Source organism: Okeania sp. SIO3I5 (genome assembly GCF_010672085.1).
Taxonomy (GTDB): domain Bacteria; phylum Cyanobacteriota; class Cyanobacteriia; order Cyanobacteriales; family Microcoleaceae; genus Trichodesmium.
In genome coordinates, this window is record NZ_JAAHHT010000004.1 from 59,118 (window position 1) to 80,093 (window position 20,976).

The window sequence follows — 20,976 nt, forward strand, 5'->3', positions numbered from 1 at the left end:
AGACATGCATGCCGAAACCAAACTGCCCTATCCAGATGAATCAATCTACGCGCAAAGTCTTAAAAATTAGAGCATATGAACGAGTTAGATAGAAATAGGGAGAGAAAATTAGAGATTTAAAAAACTCTTTAATTATCAATTATCAATTATCAATTATTCATGTAATTCGCTTTGGTCTTTTCCCCTTGGAATAAAGGGTTTGCAGTTTAACCCTGTAGTGGTTGAGCCACTTGCGTTCAACTAAGCATTCAGGTTTTCTCGTTCAGTTTGAGTAAGTTTAGTTGAGCGGTTCAAGTTTTTATCTATACTAATTCCTTGATTTTAGGGCTGTAATGCATGTACTGCCCGAAATTTTCTATATTTATAATTTTGCATACATAGCTTTTATAGCGCTACGCGAAGCGTGAATAGGGAATAGTAGAGTTTCAAAGGGTTTTTCTGATAGAGAAATGCTCCGCAAACAGGATTTATAAATGTCCTAATCTTAATGTGTAATGCTATATTAAATCAATTATTTTTGATTTGGCTAAATTTTAGATATTAGATTAATCAAATATTAACTTATGGCCTTGATGAAAAATTAAGGTTTTGTATGAAAATGCAGCAGGGGATCAATAAATATAACAGGTATAAAAAAAACATATTTTTATAAAAAAAAGCCTGAAATCTAGAATACTTAACTGTTAAACTCATTAAAATTCTGGGTAGAGAAAAATATTATCAGTTTATAATATAAGGGTAATTTTTGGCAGTTTAAATATGAAATATGCAAGGAATAGTTTCAATAATTAATAATTAATAATTACCTCTCCTTGAAAAGAAGAAGATTGACTCAAAGGAAAAATTTTCTTGTTTCTTCTTTAAAGGAGAGGCTTTAAACCGTAATTATTCGGTAAGTTTTTTTAGACTAAACAGACTTACATTAATGATCAAAATATTCCTATTGTAATAGATTTAGCCTAAATTATCTAAAATCAATATTAACAATATTAAACTTAAGTTTCTATGAAAAATTCTATGAACCGTCTTTCTATATTTGTTGACGGTAATAATATGTTTTATGCTCAACAAAAAAATGGTTGGTTTTTTGATCCGAGAAGAGTATTAGAATACTTCAACAGACCAGAAGTAAAATTAATAAATGCTTTTTGGTATACAGGTTTAAAAGACCCTCAAGATCAAAGAGGATTCCGAGATGCTTTAATTAGTTTGGGTTATACAGTACGCACTAAAATTTTAAAAGAATATTATGATGATGTTTCAGGTCGCTATTCTCAAAAAGCTAACTTAGATATTGAAATTGTTGTAGATATGTTTAATACTGTAGACCAATATGATGAAGTAGTTTTGTTTAGTGGGGATGGGGATTTTGAAAGAGCTATTGAATTACTACGTTCTAAAAACACTCATATCACAATTGTATCAACTGAAGGAATGATTGCTAGAGAATTGCGCAATGCTACAGACCAATATGTAGACTTAAATGATATTCGTGACCAAATAGAAAAAGCAGAATATTAGGAATAGGGTTCAATAATTAATAATTAATAATTAATAATTAATAATTACCTCTTCTGTAATAGAAGGATTGGTTAAAAGGAATTTTTTTCTTCTCTTGGTCGATTGGATATGGCGAGGAAACCTCGCCATCCCATCCTTCGGAATGCTCCGCTTGCCGACCGCTTTTTTCTCCTTGCTCATGAGAGGCTTTAAACCTTTATTTTTCGGTAAGCAAGAAGGAAGAAAGAACAAGAAAGTCAGTTATCAGTTATCAGTATCTCTTACTAAATAGGGAGTAGGGAATAGGGAATAGGGAATAGGGAATAGGGAATAGGGAATAGGGAGAAATAAGAGAAAAATTTCCTTTAACCCAATAATTCTCTTCATTTAGTTAAGAAGGGGTAATTATTAATTGTTAATTGTTGAATCTACTCTCTGAATTTAAGATATAAGAAAAGCTATAGCTTAATTCCTCTAAACTACAAGGAAAAAAACAATGACCACCAGTCAAGACCGAATTATTATTTTTGATACTACCCTCCGGGATGGCGAACAATCTCCTGGTGCAGCTCTCAATATAGATGAAAAATTAACCATCGCTCGGCAACTATCCCGCCTGGGAGTAGATGTGATTGAAGCGGGTTTCCCATACTCTAGTCCGGGAGATTTTGAGGCAGTACAAAAAATTGCTGAGACAGTAGGTGTAGAAGGAGGTCCAACTATCTGCGGTTTGGCAAGAACTACCCGTGCAGATATTGAGGCAGCAGGTAAAGCAATTAAACCAGCAGCTAAAGGACGTATTCATACTTTTATTGCTACCTCTGATATTCACTTAGCTTATAAACTTAAGAAAACTAGAGCAGAAGTATTAGAGATTGCTCCCGAAATGGTAGCTTATGCCAAAACTTTTGTAGATGATGTAGAATTTTCCCCGGAAGATGCTGGTCGTTCTGACCCAGAATTTCTCTATCAAGTCTTGGAAAAGGCGATCGCTGCTGGAGCGACTACTGTTAATATTCCTGATACTGTAGGTTATACGACTCCTGCTGAATTTGGCGCACTCATCCGAGGTATTAAGGAAAATGTGCCGAATATTGACCAAGCTATTATTTCGGTTCATGGTCACAATGACTTGGGTTTGGCAGTTGCTAACTTCCTGGAAGCAGTAAAAAATGGCGCTCGTCAGTTGGAATGTACTATTAATGGTATTGGCGAACGTGCTGGTAATGCTGCTTTGGAAGAGTTGGTTATGGCGCTGCACGTTCGGCGACAATATTTCAATCCATTTTTTGGTCGCCCACCGGAGTCAGAAGCACCACTGACTAATATTGATACGCACCACATTTACAAAACATCTCGTCTGGTTTCTAATTTGACAGGAATGTTTGTGCAACCAAACAAAGCTATTGTTGGTGCTAATGCTTTTGCTCACGAGTCAGGTATTCACCAAGATGGGGTACTCAAAAATAAACTGACTTATGAAATTATGGATGCTCAGTTAATTGGGTTGACAGATAATCAGATAGTCTTGGGTAAACTTTCTGGTCGTCATGCTTTCCAGACTCGGTTGAAAGAACTTGGGTTTGAACTTTCAGAGGAAGACATTAATAAGGCGTTTGTCAAGTTCAAAGACTTGGCAGATAAAAAGAAAGAAATCACAGATTGGGATTTAGAATCTATTGTTAATAGCGAGGTTCGACAACCACCCGAACTTTTCCGTTTGGAGTTGGTGCAGGTTACCTGTGGCGATCGCTCTCATCCTACTGCCACAGTTAGTATCCGTACTCCCGATGGAGAAGAATTGACTGATGCTGCTATTGGTACTGGTCCTGTGGATGCTGTGTACAAGGCAATTAACCGAGTAGTGAATGTGCCGAATGATTTAATTGAGTTTACTGTGCAGTCGGTAACTGCTGGTATTGATGCCATTGGGGAAGTGACTATTCGGTTGCGCCATGAAGGGCGGGTGTATTCTGGTCATGCTGCCAATACAGATATTATTGTGGCATCTGCTGAAGCTTATGTAAATGCTTTAAATCGGTTGTATGCAGCTTTGGAAAGTGGTGTAGAGAAAATACATCCGCAACAGAGTCAACCTGCGAAAGTATAGTATAGCGCTGCGGGAAACTCAGAAGTTAGAAGTAATCTCTAATATCATGTCCGGTTGAATACTTACAATGCATGAGGAGGTAAGGTAGAAGGTATCCCCCCATACTCCACGAGTGAAAGGGGGGGGAGGCAGAAGCGGTGCGACTCCGCGTCGCCGTCAGGCGCAAGCGGTGCGACCCCGCGACGACGACAGCTCGCTTGCGGAATGCGCACCAAGAGAGGGAATGCGCACCAAGAGAGGAAAGAAAAGGTTAGAAGGGAAAAGGTTTTTTCATCACTGATTATCCGGACATGATATAACTGAGTTTTTCCTGCGAAAATGCTCCGCAAACAGCATTTAGTAATTTCCTGACCTTTATAGCAATCGAAGCAAAGGTTAGGACGTTAACTTAACAGCATAATCAACTCTATCTCGAAAATTTTCTATTGTTCCTTCTGACTTTCTGACTCGGTTTTTAATTGGAAACCAATAATATTCTATTTCATTTAAGTCAGGAGAATATGGTGGTAAATATTCAATTTCACAATTCACTGATTCTATTAATTCTCTAACTTTTGGAGATTTATGAAAACTTGCATTGTCTAATATTACTAATTGTCCTGTTTTTAATTGTGGCAACAATTTTTCTGCCAACCATTTTTCAAAAACTACACGGTTACAAGAGCCTTCAAATGTTAATGGAGCAACTAATTTTCCCTCACACAAACCACTTATAATACTTACCCTTAAACTTCTTTTTCCTGACTTTAAATCGTAATATCTTTTTCCTAATTCATTCCATCCATAACCATAATCTTCTAAGAGTATCCATACCTGATTCATCTATATACACCAGCTGTTCCGGCCTTTTATCGCAAATTTTGGCGCTTATTTTTTTTTCTTTTGTCTTCATCTCTTTCTCTGTAACCGTAAGTTTTTTTTTCTTGTATAACCAATTTTTTTTAAGGCTTTACTTATAGTGCGATCGCGTAGCGGAACGGAGTTCTATCGCTTACCTTATCTGGCCATTCAGAAGCCATTTCTTTTTGAGTTTTACTGCCATTAATCTGGGCAAATTTTCGCTCATTGTTCTAAGTCTGGTATTTTGGGATTATATCCTTTTTGATAACCTGTTTTTGCTTTTATATCCCCAGTTTCTATTCTTCTATGTAACCAAGTATTGATGGTATTACGACTAATCTTAAATATAGAACTTACTTGAGTTTTACTCATGCCACTATCAATGGCCTTAATAACTTTTTGTCTTAAGTCATAGCTATAAGGAGAAGGCATAATCTTTCCTAGATAATTTTTCTCTATTATGTCCTAATCTTTGCTTCGATTGCTATAACTTTCCTGGCGGGAAGTCCCGCGCTCTCCATCCCCCCTAACCCCCCTTTGGAAGGGGGGAGGGGAGCGTCGGGATGAAAGCCTGGGCCAGGATTCGGATACCTTCATAAGCTAAACGTTGATATGCCCTTGACACTTTTAGGAGCATTTTGTTATTGTAAAAGTCAAAACAGGGGGAGGACATCACCTCTGTCATGCGCAGTGGTCAGGGTTTCCCAGACTGAAGAATCCCGCGTTGTCCCGTAAGGGCAACGTCGGGAGTATGTCAATTGGACTGCTATAATAGCAACTGATAGTAAAAGGGTGGGTTGAAACTCACCCTCTTATTTTTTCTTATTTGTAACTATTGGCTAATATTATTAGGACTTACGCATGAACGCTACTGGTAGGGTGTGTTAGCGCTAGCGTAACGCACCAGCACACCATATATAGTGCCTTTGCGTAAGTCCTGATTATGTTCGGATAATCACTTATACTGACCGCCTACAGCAGTTTTCATTTTGGTAGACCACAAGTAGGGGCGATTTCCTACGGACTGCTCCTAATTACGCGAATCGCCCCTACAGGGTTTTGGTTGTAACGATGTGCTTCATCAAGAAAGAAAAGCGCTGTAAGCTCGATTTAAACTAGCATTTAAATCTCGTTCGCACGCTAGCGTTGCGAAGCGATCGCAAGTGAAACCACAATGTTCGCAATTGAATACTCTTTCAGATAAAGACAGAGACTCTTTAATCTGAACTGAGGCCGTCAAGGGTTACTCATCTTTGGAGAAGTCTAATAGTTTGACATTATCCACTACAAGATTTTAAAAGCCAACCAATAACAATTCCTAAACCTCCGAATCTCAAAGCTTGCCAAAATGGTTCTTTTATGCTATTCCAACCAAATAAACTGCTTTCTAGGTTTAATTCTATTGTTTCTAATTCTGTCTGTATCTGTTGTAACTCTTCTCGCAATTTATGAGTTTTTTGGCGACGTACTTCCGGTCGTACTTCTTCTAAACGATGCTGGAGTTCTACTTTGCGTTTCTGGTAATACTGAACTTGAGAATAACGTTCTTTCAGAGCAGCAAGGTTACGCTCTACCTCGGCCAATGCTTGTCCCAGTTCCATGCCTGAAACTTCTGAGTCCTGATTAACTGGGGCATAATTTGAACACTCATTATTTAATTTTTTCGGAGAATGTTCTGGAAAAGGATTCATCCTGGCATACTTAAGTATAGTAAGTTCACTGGAAAAGATTATTTAAGTAGATATGCTTAACTCTAACTCAACCCCTACAACTACGGCTAAAAAAGTAGACACCTCTAATCATAGAAATTTACAAGATTATAGTACGCTAGAGCTAGCCCAAGCATTAGCCGAAAGACTTGCCATACGAGAAAAAGACTGGCATCGACTCAAGTCTAATCGCCAAGCTCGTGCATTAGAGCTAACTGTTGCTGCCTTGGTTTTTTTGATTAAGGGTCAACCCACTGAAGCGATCGCGCGCCTACACCAAGCAACCAGGTGGTTAGATCGATCTATATCAGCACCGCCCTGTCCCACTCATGGTTCTCAGAAAAATTAATCTGTTTAAGTGCAGTTAATTATTCATCGTACCAAGGGTAATCTAGAGTTATTCCTTACCTTTTTACATAGCATTAACTCTGTGCCCTTGGAATTCCATTCAATATAATCAAAAACCTGGTAGATAATGTATATTCCTCGACCACATTCTTTTTCCTCCTCACAATTTGTGTCTTTTTCAGGAGAATCAGCATGTAGTTGCTTCTTTTGGTTTGGCCTACAAGGTGGTTTAAAACCATGACCTTGATCTGATATTATCCACCAATAGTGGTCTTTGACAATTGAAAAACGGACTAAAATTTTTTTGGTGGGGTCTAAATTGTTTCCATGCTTTGTCGCATTTACTAACGCCTCTTGTAGTCCTAATCGCAGTTCTGGATGCCAGTGTTTAGGAACATCCGCCAGTAGCAGATCGAGGATCGGATACAAATAGAGGGTAGAAGCGAAGCTAATTGTCACCCAATTTTGACCTATTTGACGTGGACGTGATGATATAGCAATCACTTAAAAAAACTCCTTAGCCTTTGTACAGAGCATAGTCACCAACTACTTTTTTCTAGAGTTGTGAATTTCCTCTACAGTTGAAAAAGCTTTGATTTGAGCATCGCTGCCCTCATATTTCTTATAGTATCAAAACTCTTAATAAAAATAAAGTACCTAAGCAGAATTAATGCAAATTCTTGGAGATGTTCTACGAAAGTATCTAATATCTACTATTGGGACTTGAGAAAAAAGCACTTGAAAAATAGTATGAAAAGGTTACAGAGTAAAGGTTTTACTTCTCATCAACCCGTTGAGTTATCTATCTAGCGTTTGAGGCATTTTGAGGCTGTTGAACTATTTTCCCAAACCCTGTAGAGCTAACTCCTGACTGGAAGTTATCAAAATAATTGGGTTGCGCCACCCCGCCTCGATCAGCGAAATCTTTTTGGAGAGTCCCTCGCGCATCCCCGTTACAAAAACAACTTCTGACTTCTGATTTCTGACTTATGACTTTGTTAAGGGCAGTTATATCATATAGAATCCGGGTAATTAGTTATCGTATTACTGAGGAGTAATGAGTAATGAGTAATGAGTAATGAGTAAGGAGTAAGGAGTAAGGAGTAAGGAGTAAGGAGTAAGGAGTAAGGAGTAATATCAAATCCAGTTGAATACAAGAGTGTATTGTTGGGGGAGATGGTCCGATTGTCCGATTTAATAATGAACATATACTATATAACCGGATTCTATATCATGTCCGGATCAGAGCGTGATAGAACGACCTTCCGCTTACGCGACCAAAAAACTTTCTCCTCTTTATAACTTACAGCGCTTTTCAGTTGAGTAGACCCTATTTAGGGACGTTCCATGGAATGTCTCTACTGGGTTTTGGTTGTGACGATGTGGTTCATCAAGAAAGAAAAGCGCTGTAAAATTCTCTCCTCTTCCCTCCTGACTCCTGAGTCCTGACTCCTGACTCCTCAATTTTTATTTATAACTATTCAACCGGACATGATATTAAATATCCCCACACTGACTTGCTTTATCTACAATTAGTTGGGTTTGAACCAAAAGACAAAGATTGATTTTGATATCCTGTATCCTGATTCCTTATATTTTTATTGGGATCATTAATAATCAACATTTTGTGAATAAGATTATTCGATCCCATTGAATTTTTGATATAATACTTGATGTAATTTAATAAATGTTTATAATTTTTTTTAATGTATGTTAACTAAATCGGAGTTGACCACAGCTACACTTCCTGGTAATTATTGGCAATGGCGGGATCGGCCAATTTATTATTTATGTGCAGGTCAGTCTGACCAGGCCAATCCACCCTTGCTATTAATACATGGCTTTGGAGCATCTACAGACCATTGGCGCAAAAATATTGCAGGTCTAAGCCAGTTTTTTCAAGTTTGGGCTCTTGACTTACTAGGATTTGGACGTTCAGACAAACCAAATTGGCAGTATAGTGGTCAACTATGGCAAGAACAGATCAATGACTTTATTACCGAAGTCATTGGTCGCTCGGTAGTCTTGGCAGGAAATTCTCTTGGAGGCTATGTAGGATTATGCGTAGCAGCTCAATATCCAACTTCTGTAGCTGGTCTAATACTTATTAATAGCGCCGGACCATTTACCGAATCCCAACCTACTCCTAAACCTCCCTTGTGGAAAAAAGTTATTTCTCAAAGCACAAAGTGGTTACTTTGGCAAGACTTACCTAGTTTTTTATTGTTTCAATGGACGCGACGACGTAGCACTATTAGAAAAACACTACAGAAAGTTTATTTAGATCAAAGTGCTGTTACAGATCAACTAATAGAAGATATATATCGACCTTCTTGCGACCCTGGTGCAGCTAAAGTGTTTGCTTCTATATTCAAGACACCATCTGGCCAGAAGGTAGATGAATTGTTAGGTCAGTTAAACTGTCCCCTGCTAATGCTCTGGGGAGAAGCTGACCCTTGGATCAATACCAAAACTCGAAGTGCCCAGTTTCGTAAATATTATCCTCAATTAACAGAATACTTCTTAAAAGCAGGTCATTGTCCCCATGACGAAGTTCCTGAACAAGTTAATAAGTTAATTCAAGAATGGGTTTTCTCACCTTCTTGAAAACTAGACACGCGCTAGATATTTGCCATCGGTGAGTGCAAATGATTTCATTACTCACCCGTTTCAATGTGTACTTGCACAGAAAGTTAATGTTCCGCCCACAAACTATAGGTATAGAGTTCAACCGAATAAGTAGTAATATCATGTTCGGATAATCAGTTATGAATGAAATTTCAGCTCTGACAGTAGGGAAAAGATATTACACTTCTACTTTTCTCCTAACTCCTTTCTCCAGGAATTCTGACTTCTGTACGGGCGTTAACGATAGTTATGCGAAGCAAACGGCCGGAAAACCCCTACGACTCCTGACTCCTTGATAATTATTTATAAGTATTCAAGCGAACATGATATAATTCTACTCTTTGCCAATGAATTATTAAAAATAATGATTGATTTTTTGGTATTACCTAAGTTTTGATTTTTTATTATTTACTAAAAGCGAGGATGAATTCTAGGGTTGAGCATCTCATCTATAGGTTTATTGCCCTTGAGATGTTGTCTAACTATTAATGGTATATGCTCGGGTTGGACTCGGTAATACCAAATTTCATCGGGAATAATTCTGACTGTAGGGCCGATGCTACATTGGCCAAGACAACTACTGGGCTCAATATTGACCCCAACCAAATTTTTTGTCTCAGCCTCAAAGGTTTTGAGGACTTCTTGAGAGTTTTGGTGGAGACAAGAATGATACTGGCAAACAAATATATGGCGCTCGCCAGAACTAATTTCTGATTTTTGGCCTTCAGATGTTGACATTAGTTAAAAATTTTTAATATCGCTTTATTTTGTATTGTAAGCTTTGATTTAAGTTTCTTGGGGGGAAGTCCTACCCTATCCAGCTAACTGAGCGTCCTATTAGGATAGCCAATTTGAGTCGGACCAGAAGATAGTAATCTTGTTTGGCGTTGCTGATGGGTGTACAAAGTGTGGTAATGTTCATCAAAACGAATTAGGCTCAAAGCATTTTAAATGTCCGCACTGCGGTCACTCAATGCCGAGAGATTGGAACGGCGCTTTGGGGATATTCCTCAAAGCATTGCGAGATACCGCCAATGTCGATGGTTCTGCCGTCACATTGCTATGAACGGTTTTCCAGACTTTTACCGGGGATTGCCGGGCTTGATGTATCTGTTACAAAGCAGAAACCTAAGTCGTGATTAATAGAAATTTTGCACTTTCTTCCTTATAGCAGAGTCGAGAGGATGTCAATTTATAGATCGTTTTTAAATCTACCAGAAAAAAAATTCAGAGGTAAGTATGACCAACAAAATTGTATCAGACGTTATGAGCTACAATCCAATCTCCGTCAAGCCAGAAATGCCATTGAAAGAAGCAATTAAAATTTTGGCAGAACAACGTATTAGTGGTCTTCCTGTAGTTAATGAAAACGGAAAGTTAGTTGGGATCGTATCAGAAACAGATTTAATGTGGCAAGAAAGTGGAGCTACTCCTCCACCTTATATTATGTTGCTAGATAGTGTTATCTTCCTAGAAAATCCAGCTCGTTATGAAAAAGAAATTCATAAAGCTTTAGGAGAAACTGTTAAGGATGTAATGACTAAAAATCCTCTAACTACTACACCTGATCAATTACTTTCAACGGCAGCTAAACTTATGCACGAACGTAATATTCATCGGTTGCCAGTGCTAGATGAAAATGACAAAGTTATTGGTATACTAACTCGTGGTGACATTATTAGAGCTATGGCAACTGAGTGAGTTTGATTGTATTCAACACAATTTGTAGTAAGGGATCAGAAATAAACAAATATAATAATTAATTAAATAGGGAGTAGGGAATAGGGGGGAAATAATTGATGATTTATGTGCGATAATTGATTTGATTTTTGATTATTGGAGACGTCTAATAATATTAAGCCTCATACTGAGCAGCTTCAAAAAATTAAAATAAATTTATGGAAATGAGTGTTACCCCAGATTCAATTCAGCAACTACTAATATCTAAAGAATTAGGCGATCGCCTGCGCGGAGTTAATCAATTACGTCAAATAGAACCAGCGCTCGCTTTTGAATTAATTCAAACTCCCATTAAAGACAAAGATACTCGTGTTCGTTACGCTGCCGTGAGCCAAATGTCAAGTTTGGGAGAACAAAACTTAACAATGTCCCAAGAAATATTACTTGACTGTCTGCTGAACGATCCCGAACCAGATGTCCAAGCAGCGGCAGCAGATGCTCTAGGAGCATTAAAAATAACTCAAGCTTTTGATGACCTACAACAGGTATACCGGGATAGTCCAGAATGGTTAGTAAAACTGAGTATAGTAGCAGCAGTAGGAGAAATGGGAGAACCAAAAGCATTATTTTTACTAGAAGATGCTCTGAAATCAGACAATGAACTAATACAGACTATGGCCATTAGTGCCCTAGGGGAACTAGGAAATTTAGAAGCTATTCCTTTACTAAAACCCTTTGCTGTCCATAGTGACTGGCAAATCCGCTATAGACTTGTACAAGCTTTACATAGGTTAGGAAGTCCAGAAGCAAAACAAATAATAGCAGAGTTGGCTAGCGATGGAGTTGAGCAGGTGGCTGAGGAGGCCAAGTTAGCGCTGGACAGCTAGTTTCAGCAATTAACAATTAACAATCAACAATTAATAATTACCTCTCCGTAAAAGCTATCCCTGATCAGGAACTCCTGAAAACCTTGTGGGTAGGGTCGGGAGGATGGGGAGGATGGGAAAGCTTTAAAGGTGAATTATTTAATTAATAATTATTAATTATTAATTATTCGATAAATGATACTTGCATATTCGCTACATTAGAATATGAGTAAAAATTTTATTTCCTTAGAAATATAGTATTAGCAAGAGGAAAAACTTTATGTTCTTAGATGAATTGACCCCAGTTGTAAAAGAATTGATCGAACAGCCAATTGCCTTCTTCGGAGGATTTTTCTCTGGTATACTTCGACTAAATCTTAATGATGATCCTGTTAAAACTTGGCTTGATCAGCAGAATGGTTATACTCCAACTAACGGTTCTATTACAGAAGCAGATAATAGCAACAGTGAAGGTCCTCAATCTATTACTATAGAATAATATTGAAGATTTACCAGAAAATGGGGTTTAAAATCTCGCCTTAGAAGGGCGAGTTTTTGATTAAACCCCGCCTGATTGGGCGGGGATTTGGTTGCTCAACCCAAGTGGAAATGGGATGAAAAGACCAAACTCCTACAATTTTTTTTCACAAATCATTTACGATCTTTATAGCTGATATCAAATCCGCTCTTCATGGAAGTGTTATAATACCTTCGGACTTTGCATAACAAAAATGCGAACGTCCCTACCCCATTGCTCCAGTCTCAAGTCTCGAGTCTCGAGTCTCCTACCTTCACCCATAAGACTTTTGAGCGCAAACCCTAAGTATTCAGGCGGACATGATATGACTAATCAACTGAAATATTGGCAACAGCAATCCTTGGGAACACCTGTGGGGATGGCGATCGCCTCATTATTCTTAGGTTTAATGATCCAAGCCTTCACCCCGATTCTAACTAGACTGAGCGAAAGCGAAGTCAGTCCAAATGTCGCAATCTTTCATCGCTTCTGGATTACTCTTGCTATCATGGGGCTGTGGAATGGAGTTAAAATAGCAGGCTCTCCACAGTCTGACAAGGAAGTTGAAGCAAAGCCGCTATATACAGCTCAAGTGCTATGGGTGTTGCTAGCAATGGGAACTATGGGTGCTACTGCTATGCTACTTTGGGCGTGGTCTTTAACTCAAACCTCAATTGCCAATTCAGCTCTTGCCTTTAGTATGACTCCTTTATTTAGTTGTTTTTTAGAATGGCTAATTTGGGGTAGACGCTTCGATCTAAAATTTGGCATTGGGATGACGATCGCAATCATCGGAAGTTGTACCTTGGGAGTCAAGGATTTCTCAGAAAACGCACTTTACCTACAAGGCGATGCCATTGCCTTGCTAGGGGCATTTTTTTTGGCTGCTTACTTGATGCTTGCAGAAAAACTGCGAACTCAGTGGACGGCAACAACTCTATTACTTTGGCGCTATACAGTTAGCTTGATATTAACTTTACCCTTAATCTTCGTTGGTAGCGATCGCATTTTTCCCTATTCTTGGATGGGTTGGCTTTTCCTGATTCTTCTAGCCGCCACTACTGCTTCTCAGGTATTTATACTTTATAGTCTCAAGCAGTTACCCTCTAGCTTAGTTGCCCTTGCCTTCCTCATAGATCCGGTCTTAAGTGCTATTTTAGCTTGGATAATTTTCTCCGAACAGCTAGGTTGGTTGAACTGGATCGCTTTTGCAGTAATTTTGTTGGGTGTTTACCTTGCCACCTCCAGCAAATCTACTGTTAAAGCTCAAACAGAGTGATAGTTGGAAGACTTAAAATTTTAGGTTTTTTTAGACCTTTGCCAAATTTTTAATTACAGCGGTTTTCCTGCACGGTAGACTACAGTAGGGGCGATTCGCTGCAGTAGGGGCGATTCGCTACAGTAGGGGCGAGCAAGCGAATCGCCCCTACAGGATTTCGGTTATGGCGATGTGGTTCATCAATCTGAACAGCACTGTAAATCAATTTACAGCGGTTTTCATGTGGGTCAACCACAGTAGGGACGTTCCATGGAACGTCCCTACAATGTTTTGCTTGTGAAGATGTGGTTCATCAAGAAAGAAAAGCGCTGTAAGAGCTGAAATAAATAATTTCATCTCCCTATTCCCTATTTCCTATTCCCTATTCCCTGACTTATGCAAGAAGTCTTTTGAATATAGCTGAAGTTCTAGGGATGGCCAAAAAGGCTGATTTCTAGAGCTTTTCTTGACAAAGAAAAACTTTATTTGATTGATAGTTTATGCTAAATTCTATGATAATATCAAATCCACTTGGGTTCGGTATAAAAAAATCTTCATTTTCAGCAAAGAGTAAATCCTTCTAAGTTCTCTTCCCTCGTGACTCCTGACTCCTGACTCCTGACTCCTAGATTAACTATCTAATTATACCAATGCTACCGGGTCTGATATAATACCAAAAATAAATCAAAATAGTAAGTCTAATAGACAGCATTAAATAAATGACTAAGCAACGAATTGCAGAAATATTAAGAAGCGGTAAACCTGATACCAAAGTAACAATTCAAGGATGGGTACGCACTAAGCGAGAGTTGAAAGAATTTGCTTTTGTAGAAGTTAATGATGGTTCATGTTTGGCTAACTTGCAAGTAGTATTAAATCCTGATATACCAAATTATCAGGAAAGTTTGCAGCAGATGAATACTGGTGCCTCGGTAGAAGTGACTGGTATTTTGGTAGAGTCGCCAGCAAAGGGGCAAAGAATTGAACTGAAGGCAGAAAGTGCGATCGCTTATGGTGATGCCGATCCTGAAACATATCCTTTGCAGAAAAAACGTCACTCTTTTGAGTTTCTCCGCACTATTGCACATTTGCGAGGACGAACTAATACTTATGGAGCGGTTTTTCGGGTGAGAAATGCTTGTGCTAATGCTGTGCATCAATTTTTTCAAGAACGAGGTTTTTTGTGGGTTCATACTCCTATTATTACTGCTAGTGACTGTGAGGGTGCGGGGGAAATGTTTACTGTTACTAATTTCGATTTAAAGAAGGTTCCTTTAACAGAAAAACAAGATGTTGATTTTAGTCAAGACTTCTTTGGAAAGTCGGCTTTTCTAACAGTAAGTGGGCAGTTAGAAGCGGAAATTATGGCAACTGCTTTTAGTAATGTTTATACGTTTGGTCCGACTTTTCGAGCTGAAAATTCTAATACTTCTCGGCATTTAGCTGAGTTTTGGATGATTGAACCGGAGATGGCTTTTTGTGATTTGGAAGGGGATATGGATTTGGCTGAGGAATTTTTGAAACATATTTTTAAGTCTGTTTTGGAAGGTTGTCCGGAGGATATGGAATTTTTCAATAAACGGATTGATAAAACTGTTTTGGAAACAGCGGATACGATTATTAATAATAGTTTTGAAAGGATTACTTATACTGAAGCTATTTCTTTATTGGAAAAGACGGATAAAAAGTTTGAATATCCCGTAGAATGGGGTTTAGATTTACAGTCGGAACATGAACGTTATTTGTGTGAGGAGTTGTTTAAAAAACCTGTGATTGTAACTGATTATCCGGCAAAAATTAAGGCTTTTTATATGCGGTTAAGTGATGATGGTAAGACGGTTAGGGCAATGGATGTTTTGGTGCCGAAAGTAGGGGAAATTATTGGAGGTTCTCAGAGGGAAGAACGTTTGGATATTTTGGAGAAAAGGATAGATGAACAGGAGATGAATAAGGAGGAATTATGGTGGTATTTAGATTTGCGCAGGTATGGTACTGTGCCTCATGCGGGGTTTGGTTTGGGATTTGAAAGAGTGGTGCAGTTTATGACAGGAATGGGGAATATTCGAGATGTGATTCCTTTTCCAAGAGCGCCTTTAACGGTGGATTTTTAAAGTTAGGAATAGTTGGGAAAGTGGGGGCGGTTGCTGGGAGATAATTATCATAATTTTTGGCGGTGAAATTGTTTTGATGATTATGGATTATTTTGGCGATCGCTCCTATTTATCTGCTGAGTTTATAAGTCTAGTAGCAAAATTGTAGTGGACTGTTTCACCTAAAATAGTGCAATAGAATACCAGCCAAAAGTTACTATTGGACTGACAAGCGATATAGCTGCCGCACTTGCGGGAGCCAACGCTATAATTTATCTAATGTTAATGAAAGCAATCGAAACTAACGGTAAAATTGATGATCAGGGAAATCTAATTTTAGAACATCCTCTAGAAATAAATACTCCTACAAATGTCCGAGTTATTATTCTTTTGCCGGAAGATTCTGAAAGGCAAGAAATAGAAACTGATCGAACCAACGAAGGTAATTTTGAAGAAGCTATGGCTATTTATAAAAAAGGCAGTGAAAAATATAAAAATGCGTTACGAGAATTAGCATAATGAAGGAACCTGTTTGGATAGACGAAATTATTACTAAAGCTATTCATGCAGACCAAATTATTCAACATGGAGGAAGTCCAGGAATTAGAGATAAAAATTTACTTTCTGCTAGTTTAGCTAGACCTCGACATTTGTTTATTTATGGTGAACCGAATTTATTTGAACTTGCTGCAGCTTATGGTTATAGTCTAGCTAAAAATTATCCTTTTATTGATGGAAATAAAAGAACAGCTTTTATGGTTATGTATACTTTTTTAGGGGTAAATAATTATTTATTAGAAGTACCCGAAGCCGAAGTTGTAACAATGATGGAACAGTTAGCAACTGGAGAAGAAAATCAAGAATCTTTAGGGAGGTGGTTAACAGAAAATTCTGTAGAAATTTAAGCATCAAAATAATAATAAGTGTAGCTTGGGTTGAGGGACGAAACCCAACAATCATAAAAAAACCTAACCAAAATCAAGCTTTGTTGGGTTTCACTAAGGAGTTTTTATTGCTTCTGTTCAACCTTTTCAACTGGCGCAAGAACGGAAAATTATTGATTTTTATGCCGGAATTTTTAGCTATTTATTTACACTATATTTATGGCAAGAAACAGGTACGCCCAAAAAGGCGATCGCCTACACTAGCAAACAAATTCCAGCTAGCTTAAAACCAAACCCACTTTATGAAGTAAAACCAGGTACTAAATTAGAAAATGAAAGTGTATATTTGACTGAAAATAATTATCCAGTTGCTAATGGAGTAGTTACGAAAGTTGAGGGTAGTCAAGCTCAAGTTTGGTTAGGAGGATTAGATGTAAAACAAATTTCTCAATTAACAACTGGTAATGTCTTTAATGTTATTTATCCTCAAGAAAAATCTCGACCTAAATTAATTTTTCAATCCCGCGATGGTTTAGGCGTAACAGCAACAATTAAGGGTACTGTCAAACCAGGATATTTATTAGACATCTCCGGAAAAGAGGGAACAGGGAACAGGGAACAGGGAACAGGAAGAAAGAATAGATAATTTATGGATGAGAATTGATTTGATTTTTAATTTTCGGAGATGTCTATTACAGATTTAAAAAAAAATATTTGCAATATTATTTTATTTACAGCAGTTTCGGAGGCGCGTGAGGTACAAAGCTTTACTATTTGTTAAAAGCTGGAAACTTGTTAGTAATAAGTGGTAAGACAATCTTCCAGGTTGTTACAGCCTTGAAGACTGTGTTACACTGTACTTCACTATCCTCATGCATTGCTGTAATTGTGAGAGAAAAAAAATGCAAGATGAAATACTAGCTAAAGAACGAAAATTCCACGATATCTGGGCATCAACTATTGATATTGAAGGTATCCGAGTAGTTGATTATTTTGAAAGTTGTACGGCACCAGAAAATAGATTTATTCTCAAACAAATGGGAGATTTAACAGATAAATATTTGTTAGATTTAGGTTGTGGTGCCGGAGAAAATAGTGTTTATTTTGCAAAAAAAGGAGCGCGGTGTTTAGCGACAGATTATTCTCCAGGAATGGTAGATGTTGCTGTTAATTTGGCAGAAAAAAATGGTGTAAAAGTTGAAGGGAAAGTTATGGATGCTATGGCATTAGAATTTCCCGATAATACTTTTGATTTTGTTTACGCTTCTAACTTACTTCATCACTTACCAAATCCGACATTAGCAATTAGGGAAATGCACCGAGTTCTTAAACCAGGTGGCAAAGCTTGTTTTTGGGAACCGTTGAAACATAATCCAGTTATTAATGTTTATCGACGCATTGCGACAAAAGTGAGAACTGAGGATGAAACACCTCTGGATATTAATATTATTGATTTTGTCAAATCTCTCTATTCAGAAACAGCTTATGATACTTTTTGGTTGGCGACTTTGTGGATTTTTATCAATTTTTATTTAATTGAAAAAATTGATCCAAATCAAGAACGTTATTGGAAGAAAATTATTATTGAAAATCAAAGATTAGAACCAATTTATAGCAGATTAGAAAAGTTAGATGTGGTGTTAAAAAAGTTGCCTTTAATGAAAAGATTTGCTTGGAATTTAGCAGTAGTAGCAACTAAGTAGTTCAATAATTAATAATTAATAATTAATAATTAATAATTAATAATTAATAATTACCTCTTCTGTAATAGAGGGATTGGCTAAGAGGAAGTTTGAGGTATAAAAAAGCATTTTTTTGTTGAGATTTTATACTGAATAAAAGTAATTATATCATGTCCGGTAGCATCGTTTGTGTATAGAATTAGTCCTGAATTGGAAAAAAACCTTCTGCCTTACTTCCTCATGCATTGTAAATATTCAACCGGACATGATATTACTCATTCCTTTGTTAAAGACTTACCTCTGTCAGCTCCTTTCCCCCAAAACTCTAATTATTCCGGTGCATCTCAATACATGAAAAAAGCCAAAAATTTATTGCTTTTAGGAAACACTTAACTCTTAACTGGGAATAGAAAAAAAGTATTTTTGCAAATATTGAGATGCACCCAATTATTCAACCGGATATGAATATAAATTACCGAAAAACAAAGGTATAAAGCCTTCTATTTCAAGAGAAAAAAAAGTGCTAGGATATTTCCTTATATTTAATCCGATGGTTTTCCTTGAGGTAATTATCCATTATCCATTAATTACTCCCTTACTCGCACATCAATCACACTAGCATTAAAATTATAATCCCTACCTTCCAACTCAATTGTCATCCCAATTTTTACTTTAATATTTCCTAAAACAGGACCATCATTAGTAACTCTACCTTGACCTTCTAATGTTAATAAAACATTCCGACTAAATAATTCTTTCTCTCTAGGATCGGGTAAAGCTTTTACTGTTCCATCCGGTTGAGGAACTGCCACTTTTCGAGTCAAGAATTTTACAGATTTTAGGTCAACTTCTCCATAAGGTTGATTCCGAATAATTAATTGAGTTTTTTCCCCTTCCTTTAATAAATTTTCTGGGTTGCGACCTTTTAAACCTAGAGCAATAGCATCTACTTCAACTGGTTTAGTCACAATATTACCCACTTGAGCAACAGAATTTTTGTTAGTACCAGGAAAGACAAATATTCCCAATAATACCATGAAAATTATTAACACGGCGCCAACGTCTAAGACACTAATTTTACCAAATAATCGTCCTTGAGAATCCAAAATTTTCATAACTTCATAACTTAATTTTTACAAAAGTAAACTACTCAAAATTAAATCGCCTGATTATCAGATGAGCTTTTGATACTCCTCCAGAATATTAGGTGTGGGAGGTGTGGGAAGTGTGGGAAGTGTGGGAGGTGTGGGAGGTGTGGGAGTTGTGGGAAGTGTGAGAGGCGTCGGAGGTGTGGGAGGTGTGGGAGGTGTGGAAGGTTTGGTAACCATAATAGTATATAGTTAGTTGTCTGGATACAACATCAAAACAAAATTACTCACTTTTTTTATATTTACCACATAAACTATCTATTTGATACAATGTACATAAATTCATAATAAATAGTATTACGATCATTTTTCCATAGCTAAAAAGATGTAGTAAATTAAATTAATGATACTCCTACAAAAAAACATCCTCTTAAGTAGGTTAACCATGAGTTAAAGTAAAAATTAGTTTAAAGAGTGAAGATAAGGAAGTTTGTTATATCAAATCCGCTTAATTCAGTAGAAAAAAATGTTCCATCTTCAACCATTACCAAATCTTTCTATAATCTCCCCACCCTTCCCACACTTCCCACCCTTCCCACACTCTTTTTACACCAATGCTACCGGATTTGATATCCGGTAGGTAAACTCCCTTATCTTCCATAAAAAATAAACTTTTAGCTTTGCGGAAAAGCTGTAGATAACTTTTGTAGTTAACAATAAGATTGGCAAAACATTATTTGCTAATTTATGACATATTAATAAGTGCAAAATTTAGTACCTCTTAGTAAAAAAGTCCATGTTGAAAAAATTATCCTTGATTTCTAAATCTTCCTATCGTCGAATATCATATCCTTTAATATCTCTAATGGTTGCTGCTGGTTTATGTGCAGGTACAGCATCCCCCACTCAAGCTATTCCCTGGAGAGAATTAATTTTCCAGGGTGTTCAAATGATGTCAATTTCTAACCTGTCTGACGATCAAGAAGTTGAACTAGGTAAACAAATTAATCAACAGTTATTGAGAAGCGGAGATGTTAAACTTTATGGCGATCGCGAAGCAAACGAATATATTACTAGAATTGGGGAAAGATTAGTTGCAGCAAGTCCTCGCTCGGATATTCCTTATACTTTTCAGGTAGTCGAGGATGATAGTATAAATGCTTTTGCAACTATGGGAGGGTTTGTTTATATACATACTGGTTTAATGAAAGCTGCCGATAATGAAGCAGAATTAGCTAGTGTTGTTTCCCACGAAATTGCTCATATTACTGAACGCCATGCAGTGAAACAATTACGTCAAACATTATTAGCACAGGGTTTAGCTACTGCAGCAGGTGTAGATGAGAGTGTGGCAGTTCAAGTGGGGGTAGAATTAGCATTACGTCGCCCCAAAAGTAGGCGCGCAGAATTTGAAGCGGATCAAGTTGGTATTGAAACCTTGGGAAGAGCGGGATATGCTCAATCTGGTGCAATTACATTTATGCAAAAATTGCTGAGAAAAAATTCGCCACCATCTTTTCTTAGCACTCATCCAGCAACATCCGCGCGAATTTCTCAGATGAAACAAATGGTTGATCCTGAACTCGCTTACAATGGTGATGGTTTGGATGAGAGACGTTATCAGGTAATTGTCAGTAGGTTAGTTCCGTAGTCGGGGAGTCGGGGAGTCGGGGAGTCGGGGAGTCGGGGAGTCGGGGAGTCGGGGAGTCGGGGAGTCGGGGAGTCGGGGAGTCGGGGAGTCGGGGAGTCGGGGAGTCGGGGAGTCGGGGAGTCGGG

General features: G+C 37.6%; 20 protein-coding genes and 2 pseudogenes. 16 read left to right on the top strand and 6 right to left on the bottom strand.

Annotated elements, in window-relative coordinates; genetic code table 11:
• Positions 1 to 1,005 precede the first annotated feature (1,005 nt).
• Both F6K40_RS01635 and F6K40_RS01640 read left to right on the top strand, forming a co-directional pair.
• Positions 1,006 to 1,521 (top strand): LabA-like NYN domain-containing protein, encoded by a 516-nt coding sequence (locus F6K40_RS01635; protein WP_293130449.1) that lies wholly within the window; start codon positions 1,006 to 1,008, stop codon positions 1,519 to 1,521.
• 475 nt (positions 1,522 to 1,996) lie between these two features.
• Positions 1,997 to 3,610 carry a 2-isopropylmalate synthase gene (locus tag F6K40_RS01640; RefSeq protein WP_293130451.1) on the top strand — a complete coding sequence of 538 codons (1,614 nt, stop codon included), beginning with the start codon at positions 1,997 to 1,999 and terminating at the stop codon, positions 3,608 to 3,610.
• Positions 3,611 to 3,985: 375 nt separating this feature from the next.
• Here F6K40_RS01640 and F6K40_RS01645 read toward each other — a convergent pair.
• Both F6K40_RS01645 and F6K40_RS01650 read right to left on the bottom strand, forming a co-directional pair.
• Positions 3,986 to 4,882: pseudogene (locus F6K40_RS01645) on the bottom strand (IS630 family transposase).
• A gap of 845 nt (positions 4,883 to 5,727) precedes the next feature.
• On the bottom strand, positions 5,728 to 6,141 hold the full coding sequence (locus F6K40_RS01650) for a sll0565 family protein (RefSeq protein ID WP_293130453.1): 414 nt from the start codon (positions 6,139 to 6,141) through the stop codon (positions 5,728 to 5,730).
• Positions 6,142 to 6,193: 52 nt separating this feature from the next.
• On the opposite strand from F6K40_RS01650, the gene F6K40_RS01655 reads away from it, so the two are divergent.
• Positions 6,194 to 6,508: a DUF6439 family protein gene (locus F6K40_RS01655; RefSeq protein ID WP_293130455.1), complete on the top strand. Its 315-nt coding sequence runs from the start codon at positions 6,194 to 6,196 to the stop codon at positions 6,506 to 6,508.
• 23 nt (positions 6,509 to 6,531) lie between these two features.
• Here F6K40_RS01655 and F6K40_RS01660 read toward each other — a convergent pair whose 3' ends face one another.
• Entirely contained in the window at positions 6,532 to 7,011 is a 480-nt protein-coding gene (locus tag F6K40_RS01660; RefSeq protein WP_293130457.1) for an ATP-binding protein, read from the bottom strand.
• Positions 7,012 to 8,217: 1,206 nt separating this feature from the next.
• On the opposite strand from F6K40_RS01660, the gene F6K40_RS01665 reads away from it, so the two are divergent.
• The gene (locus F6K40_RS01665) at positions 8,218 to 9,114 is read left to right on the top strand and encodes an alpha/beta fold hydrolase (protein WP_293130459.1); all 897 of its coding nucleotides are present in this window, start codon (positions 8,218 to 8,220) and stop codon (positions 9,112 to 9,114) included.
• A 432-nt stretch (positions 9,115 to 9,546) separates the two neighbouring features.
• On the opposite strand, the gene F6K40_RS01670 is transcribed toward F6K40_RS01665, so the two are convergent.
• Positions 9,547 to 9,873, bottom strand: coding sequence for a (2Fe-2S) ferredoxin domain-containing protein (locus F6K40_RS01670; RefSeq protein ID WP_293130461.1), 327 nt, complete (start codon positions 9,871 to 9,873; stop codon positions 9,547 to 9,549).
• 160 nt (positions 9,874 to 10,033) lie between these two features.
• On the opposite strand from F6K40_RS01670, the pseudogene F6K40_RS01675 reads away from it, so the two are divergent.
• The 5 genes and pseudogenes from F6K40_RS01675 to F6K40_RS01695 all read left to right on the top strand — a co-directional run.
• Positions 10,034 to 10,201: pseudogene (locus tag F6K40_RS01675) on the top strand (zinc ribbon domain-containing protein); the annotation flags it as partial.
• Between the two features lie 173 nt (positions 10,202 to 10,374).
• Positions 10,375 to 10,836, top strand: a complete 462-nt coding sequence (locus F6K40_RS01680; protein WP_293130463.1) for a CBS domain-containing protein — start codon at positions 10,375 to 10,377, stop codon at positions 10,834 to 10,836.
• A gap of 203 nt (positions 10,837 to 11,039) precedes the next feature.
• Entirely contained in the window at positions 11,040 to 11,702 is a 663-nt protein-coding gene (gene nblB / locus F6K40_RS01685) for a phycobilisome degradation protein NblB (protein WP_293130489.1), read from the top strand.
• Between the two features lie 259 nt (positions 11,703 to 11,961).
• On the top strand, positions 11,962 to 12,180 hold the full coding sequence (locus F6K40_RS01690) for a ssl0294 family protein (protein WP_293130465.1): 219 nt from the start codon (positions 11,962 to 11,964) through the stop codon (positions 12,178 to 12,180).
• A gap of 343 nt (positions 12,181 to 12,523) precedes the next feature.
• Complete coding sequence (locus F6K40_RS01695) at positions 12,524 to 13,477, top strand: DMT family transporter (RefSeq protein ID WP_293130467.1); 954 nt, start codon at positions 12,524 to 12,526, stop codon at positions 13,475 to 13,477.
• Positions 13,478 to 13,556: 79 nt separating this feature from the next.
• Here the strand turns inward: F6K40_RS01695 and F6K40_RS01700 are convergent, their stop codons facing one another.
• A complete protein-coding gene (locus F6K40_RS01700; protein WP_293130469.1) occupies positions 13,557 to 13,712 on the bottom strand; it encodes a hypothetical protein in 156 nt (51 codons plus the stop codon).
• A gap of 463 nt (positions 13,713 to 14,175) precedes the next feature.
• Here F6K40_RS01700 and asnS point away from each other — a divergent pair, with 463 nt between their 5' ends.
• The 5 genes from asnS (at position 14,176) to F6K40_RS01725 (ending at position 18,133) form a co-directional block, all read left to right on the top strand.
• Entirely contained in the window at positions 14,176 to 15,567 is a 1,392-nt protein-coding gene (gene asnS, locus F6K40_RS01705; RefSeq protein ID WP_293130471.1) for an asparagine--tRNA ligase, read from the top strand.
• A gap of 264 nt (positions 15,568 to 15,831) precedes the next feature.
• Positions 15,832 to 16,065, top strand: coding sequence for a hypothetical protein (locus F6K40_RS01710; protein WP_293130473.1), 234 nt, complete (start codon positions 15,832 to 15,834; stop codon positions 16,063 to 16,065).
• Entirely contained in the window at positions 16,065 to 16,451 is a 387-nt protein-coding gene (locus tag F6K40_RS01715; protein WP_293130475.1) for a type II toxin-antitoxin system death-on-curing family toxin, read from the top strand. The genes F6K40_RS01710 and F6K40_RS01715 overlap by 1 nt, the downstream gene beginning before the upstream one ends.
• A gap of 325 nt (positions 16,452 to 16,776) precedes the next feature.
• Positions 16,777 to 17,076: a hypothetical protein gene (locus F6K40_RS01720; RefSeq protein ID WP_293130477.1), complete on the top strand. Its 300-nt coding sequence runs from the start codon at positions 16,777 to 16,779 to the stop codon at positions 17,074 to 17,076.
• Between the two features lie 256 nt (positions 17,077 to 17,332).
• Positions 17,333 to 18,133 carry a class I SAM-dependent methyltransferase gene (locus F6K40_RS01725; protein WP_293130479.1) on the top strand — a complete coding sequence of 267 codons (801 nt, stop codon included), beginning with the start codon at positions 17,333 to 17,335 and terminating at the stop codon, positions 18,131 to 18,133.
• Between the two features lie 566 nt (positions 18,134 to 18,699).
• Here F6K40_RS01725 and F6K40_RS01730 read toward each other — a convergent pair.
• Positions 18,700 to 19,227 carry a DUF4330 domain-containing protein gene (locus tag F6K40_RS01730; RefSeq protein WP_293130481.1) on the bottom strand — a complete coding sequence of 176 codons (528 nt, stop codon included), beginning with the start codon at positions 19,225 to 19,227 and terminating at the stop codon, positions 18,700 to 18,702.
• A gap of 94 nt (positions 19,228 to 19,321) precedes the next feature.
• Between F6K40_RS01730 and F6K40_RS01735 the strand changes: the two genes are divergently transcribed.
• Positions 19,322 to 19,456 (top strand): hypothetical protein, encoded by a 135-nt coding sequence (locus F6K40_RS01735; RefSeq protein ID WP_293130483.1) that lies wholly within the window; start codon positions 19,322 to 19,324, stop codon positions 19,454 to 19,456.
• A 540-nt stretch (positions 19,457 to 19,996) separates the two neighbouring features.
• Positions 19,997 to 20,851 (top strand): M48 family metallopeptidase, encoded by an 855-nt coding sequence (locus F6K40_RS01740; RefSeq protein WP_293130485.1) that lies wholly within the window; start codon positions 19,997 to 19,999, stop codon positions 20,849 to 20,851.
• The last annotated feature ends 125 nt before the right edge of the window (positions 20,852 to 20,976 follow it).